4 protein-coding genes are annotated in these 3,933 nt (G+C 65.1%); all 4 read right to left on the bottom strand.

What is annotated here, in order from left to right:
- Window positions 1-29: 29 nt before the first annotated feature.
- The 4 genes from ACFRAQ_RS28690 to ACFRAQ_RS28675 all read right to left on the bottom strand — a co-directional run bounded on the left by ACFRAQ_RS28690 (window position 30) and on the right by ACFRAQ_RS28675 (window position 3,784).
- On the bottom strand, window positions 30-518 hold the full coding sequence (locus ACFRAQ_RS28690) for a YbaB/EbfC family nucleoid-associated protein (RefSeq protein WP_379105112.1): 489 nt from the start codon (window positions 516-518) through the stop codon (window positions 30-32).
- Between the two features lie 7 nt (window positions 519-525).
- Window positions 526-840, bottom strand: a complete 315-nt coding sequence (locus ACFRAQ_RS28685) for a hypothetical protein (protein ID WP_379105110.1) — start codon at window positions 838-840, stop codon at window positions 526-528.
- A 95-nt stretch (window positions 841-935) separates the two neighbouring features.
- Complete coding sequence (locus tag ACFRAQ_RS28680) at window positions 936-1,724, bottom strand: ESX secretion-associated protein EspG (RefSeq protein WP_379105108.1); 789 nt, start codon at window positions 1,722-1,724, stop codon at window positions 936-938.
- Window positions 1,721-3,784, bottom strand: coding sequence for a hypothetical protein (locus ACFRAQ_RS28675; RefSeq protein ID WP_379105106.1), 2,064 nt, complete (start codon window positions 3,782-3,784; stop codon window positions 1,721-1,723). Before ACFRAQ_RS28675 ends, ACFRAQ_RS28680 begins: the two co-directional genes overlap by 4 nt.
- Window positions 3,785-3,933 lie beyond the last annotated feature (149 nt).

Raw genomic sequence — 3,933 nt, 5'->3', positions numbered from 1 at the left:
ACGCCGCTAACCCACCGGTGCAGGCGGTGTCACCATCCGGAATCGGTGGCCCCACCACGATTTCGAGGCGCGTCATCCGAATTCGGCTCCGCCGCACGACGTTCCGGCGCCCTCGGCGGGGCGGTCGACACGACCGGCGGTTCCGGAATCCGCAACGCCTCGGACAGATCCGGCATCTCCGGCACCAGCTCCGACAGCCTGGGCAGGCGATTGCGATTCTGCGACACCGGGGCCATGATCTCCCGGCTGCGCCGCGCCACCTCCGCGGACGCCTGCTGCGCGGCCTCGGTCACCGCCTTGGCGATCTCCTGGTAGTCGAGATCGTCGATGTCCGCGGCGAATTTGGTCTCGATCACCGTGCCATCGGCATTGACGGTGACGGTCACCCGCTTGCCGCGCACGCTCGCGGACGCGGTGATCGCCGCCCGCTGCTGCTGCAACTGGGTGATATTGCGCATCTGATCACGGAAGTCGTCGAGAATGTCCGAGAAATCGGCCTTGGCCCGCTCGTTCACCATGATCGGCTCACTCGAACCCGTCGCCGTTGCCGTGGTCCATCTTCTTCAGCTCCGCGGCGGCCTTCAGCTGGCCGTCCGAGAAGTTACCGAAGGTGCCGGCCATATTGTCCGCACCCTCGATGATGTTCGTGCGGCTGGCGAGATACCCCTGCTCCCCCTTGGCGAAGTTGCCGCCGAGCGTGTCGTTCCCCCACGGAGTTCCCCGCCCATCGGCCGCCGAAGTCAGTGTGCTGACGACTTTTTCAATGCCATCGCGCACCTTGTCCGTCTTACCAGCCGCTTTGGTCAACAGATCCTCGTAAGCTTCCAGCCGACCGCTCATGGGAAGAAACCCTGTCAGGCGTTGGCAACCGAGTAGTAGCCGGAAGCTGAACGGCGAGTGCCGATTCGGGCGGAGGGATACCCCGCCCGAACCCGTCACCCCAGTACTTCGCCCCGAGCCTCCATGTGCTGGAGGACCTCCCGCATCAGGTCATCGATCCGGTTCGTCAGCTGTTGCGAGCTGGTGGCGACCGCGTGCGTGCCCGGTCGGCCCATCTCGAAGGCGTAGCGCCCATCCATCGGCAGATCCCGCCAGACCAGCAGCGATTCCATATGGCCACGCGGTCCGTACATGGACCGGCCCTGCATCACCCGGATGAATCCGTTCCACTCGATGGGCTTGGCCCAGAAAGCGGCACTGAGACTCTCGTTGGTCTCCTCGAACGAATCGAAAGCGAACGACTGCCTGACCTCGTACGGGTCCCGTTCCTCCGGCTCCGTCACCAGCGGCACCGCGGGCCCGCGCCCCGGTTCGGTCACGGGCAGCTGCGCGACTATCAAGCCCGGCAGATCCTCGGGATCGCACTCGGTCAGCGTGAATCCGCCACTGTGGTAAATGGTTTCGCCGGGCTTCATGGTGACCATCACGGCACGACGGCCACGACGAGCCAGGTGCGCGCGAATCCTGCGCTCCGGATTGTCGAGATCGTCCTCACGCCGAGCGTGGGCCCCGATCGTGAGCTCGGGATTCCGGAGCAGCTCGAACACCGGCTCGAGCTCCGCGAACACCGCGGGCCCGAGCTGTTCGGTCACCTCGACATGCCTGCGCCTGGCGGCCTCTTCGTACTGGGTGTGGCTGGTGTACACCAGCGGGAACGGCACCTTACCATCGAGGTACCGCTCGCACAGCACGAAGAACTCGTCGTCGCTGAAATCCCAGATCACTGCTCAGCCACCGGAACCGTCACCGTCGGCGCCTCGAACGCCTGCTCGAGGCCATGCTCGAGCCTGCGCACGAAATCCACGGGACCGGCGACCGGCTCCGCACCAGCGGCGCCGGACGCGACCATCGCGCCCTCCGGCGTGCCGATCGGCGCCGCCGGCACCGCATCCAAACCCGTGCGGAACAGATTGGTGAACGACGGAGCACCCGCGACCTGGCCGGATGCCCGCACCGCGCCATCCGGTCCGGGCAGCGCCTGGGCACGCACCTCGGCAGCGGGATTCGCCACCTGGGGAGTCTCCGCCCCGGTGACACCGAGCAGCTGCCCCAGCTGCGCCAGCTTCGCCGGATCCTTCTCGATCGCCGCGAACGCGGTGGTGATCTTGTCCTCCGGCACCCCGAAGAGATGGGCCAGCGCGGCGGTGTCACTCGACTGCATGGCAGATTGCAACTGCTGCAGCATGGTCGGCAACTGTTGCGACAGCGTCTGTATGCCCGAGTTCATGCCGGTGAGCAGCGACGTGAGCGCACCCGTCAGCTGCGAGCTGTCCCCGCTACCCGAGGAGCCGTTCGGCGAGGTGCCCTGCGGCGTCGTCGAATTCGGATTGGAACCGTTGGGGCTGGAACCGTTCGGATTCGAGCCGTTCGGGTTGGAACCGTTGGGCTTCGAACCGTTCGGATTCTGGTGGTTCTTGTCGTTCGGGTTCTGGTGGTTCTTGTCCTTGTCGTGCTTCTTCTGGTCCTTATCGTTGCCCTTCGGATGATTCTGCGTCTGAGGATGATTCGCGCCGCCGCGGTTGTTGTTCGCGCCGCCGCCGCCGCTGTTCGCACCGCCGCCGCCGCTGTTAGCGCCGCCACCGCCGCTGTTACCGCCGCCACCACCCTGTTGATGACCCTTGTCGCCGTCCTTCGGCTTGTCACCCTCGTTGGGCTTGTCGCCGTCCTTCGGCTTGTCGCCGTCCTTCGGCTTGTCGCCGTCCTTCGGCTTGTCGCCGTCCTTCGGCTTGTCGCCGTCCTTCGGCTTGTCGCCGTCCTTCGGCGCCGGAGCCTGGTCGATGCGCGGTCCCGGCATCACCGGCATCACCGACAGCGTGTGCTTACCCGGCTTCAGGTAGTAATCCCCGAAATGGTCGCGAGCCTCCTCCAGGTCGGAGCCGCGGAACCAGGAGAGATACCAGCCGTCCGTGGCCTTCGCCGGCATCAGGTAGCCGCAGCTGTTCATCCAGTTGCCCGTGTAGTTCAGCAGCTGACCCATGATCTTCATGGTGTCGACGAGCGGCGCCAGATCCTGGCCGTACTTGTCGACCGCGGCGCGGGCTGCCTGACCACCGGCACCGAGCCAGCTGTTGCTCAACCCGCCGATTGTGTTGACGTACGCGCCGACCTTCGTATTGATCTTCTCGGCCATGCCCGCGTACGCCTCACCCGCGGTCCGGTACTTGTCCCCCTGGGCGCCGGTCTTGGTGAGCGTGTCGTGCAACGCGATCATCGGGGGCCATTCCTGGATGTTCTTGTCCTCCCAATTGATCTCGAAGTGGTCCTTCGTCTTCTTGTCGTTCTCGGCCCACTTCTTCAGATCCTCGCGGAAGCCGTCGCCGTACCCGCCCGCCTGCTTCTCGTAGTTCTTCGGATCGACATCGAGTTTCGCGGTGTCGGCCGAGATCTTGTAATCACCGGCCCAGTCGATGTTCTTCTGCGCGGCTTTGAGCTGATCGGCCGACACATTGTCCGCGTACCGGTACGCCTGCGCCGCCTCACGGAAGATGTCGACCATGTTCGTCAGGATGTCGATGTGGGTTCCGAGCGCGTCGCGCAGCTCGATCCCTCGCCGGTTCAGCCCGGCCGCCAGCTCCGAGCCCGACGGGTAGGAACCGATATTCGGCAACGAGTCGAGATGAAAGTCCGTGACCGCCTTCTGATAGGCGCGCATCGACTCGGCCAGCGTCGAGGCCGCCGTCATCGCGGTCTGCGCATCCTTGGGGTCGAACTGCAACGTGTGCGCGCCGATCTGCGCCTTCAAGCCCGAGCCCCACACAGGTGTTTTCGTATTATCAGGTGCCATCGGTGACTACTATCGCTCCGCCCGGTTCTTCACGTTGTCTGTGCCAGCACAGCCTACTGTCGTGAACTCCCGATGGCGCACAAGGAAATTCGGGGCAGGGTGATCGCTCCGGGGTAGCCGCGCCGCTACACCATGGCCCATCTGGGAAG

Source organism: Nocardia sp. NPDC056611 (genome assembly GCF_042792755.1).
Taxonomy (GTDB): domain Bacteria; phylum Actinomycetota; class Actinomycetes; order Mycobacteriales; family Mycobacteriaceae; genus Nocardia.
Note: the sequence above shows the minus strand (reverse complement) of the source record. Positions and strands in the feature narration are given on the sequence as shown.

Bases quoted from the DNA above. Each gene is read 5' to 3' on its own strand.
- ACFRAQ_RS28690 (WP_379105112.1), bottom strand. From the start codon at position 518: ATGGTGAACGAGCGGGCCAAGGCCGATTTCTCGGACATTCTCGACGAC.
- ACFRAQ_RS28685 (WP_379105110.1), bottom strand. From the start codon at position 840: ATGAGCGGTCGGCTGGAAGCTTACGAGGATCTGTTGACCAAAGCGGCT.
- ACFRAQ_RS28675 (WP_379105106.1), bottom strand. From the start codon at position 3,784: ATGGCACCTGATAATACGAAAACACCTGTGTGGGGCTCGGGCTTGAAG.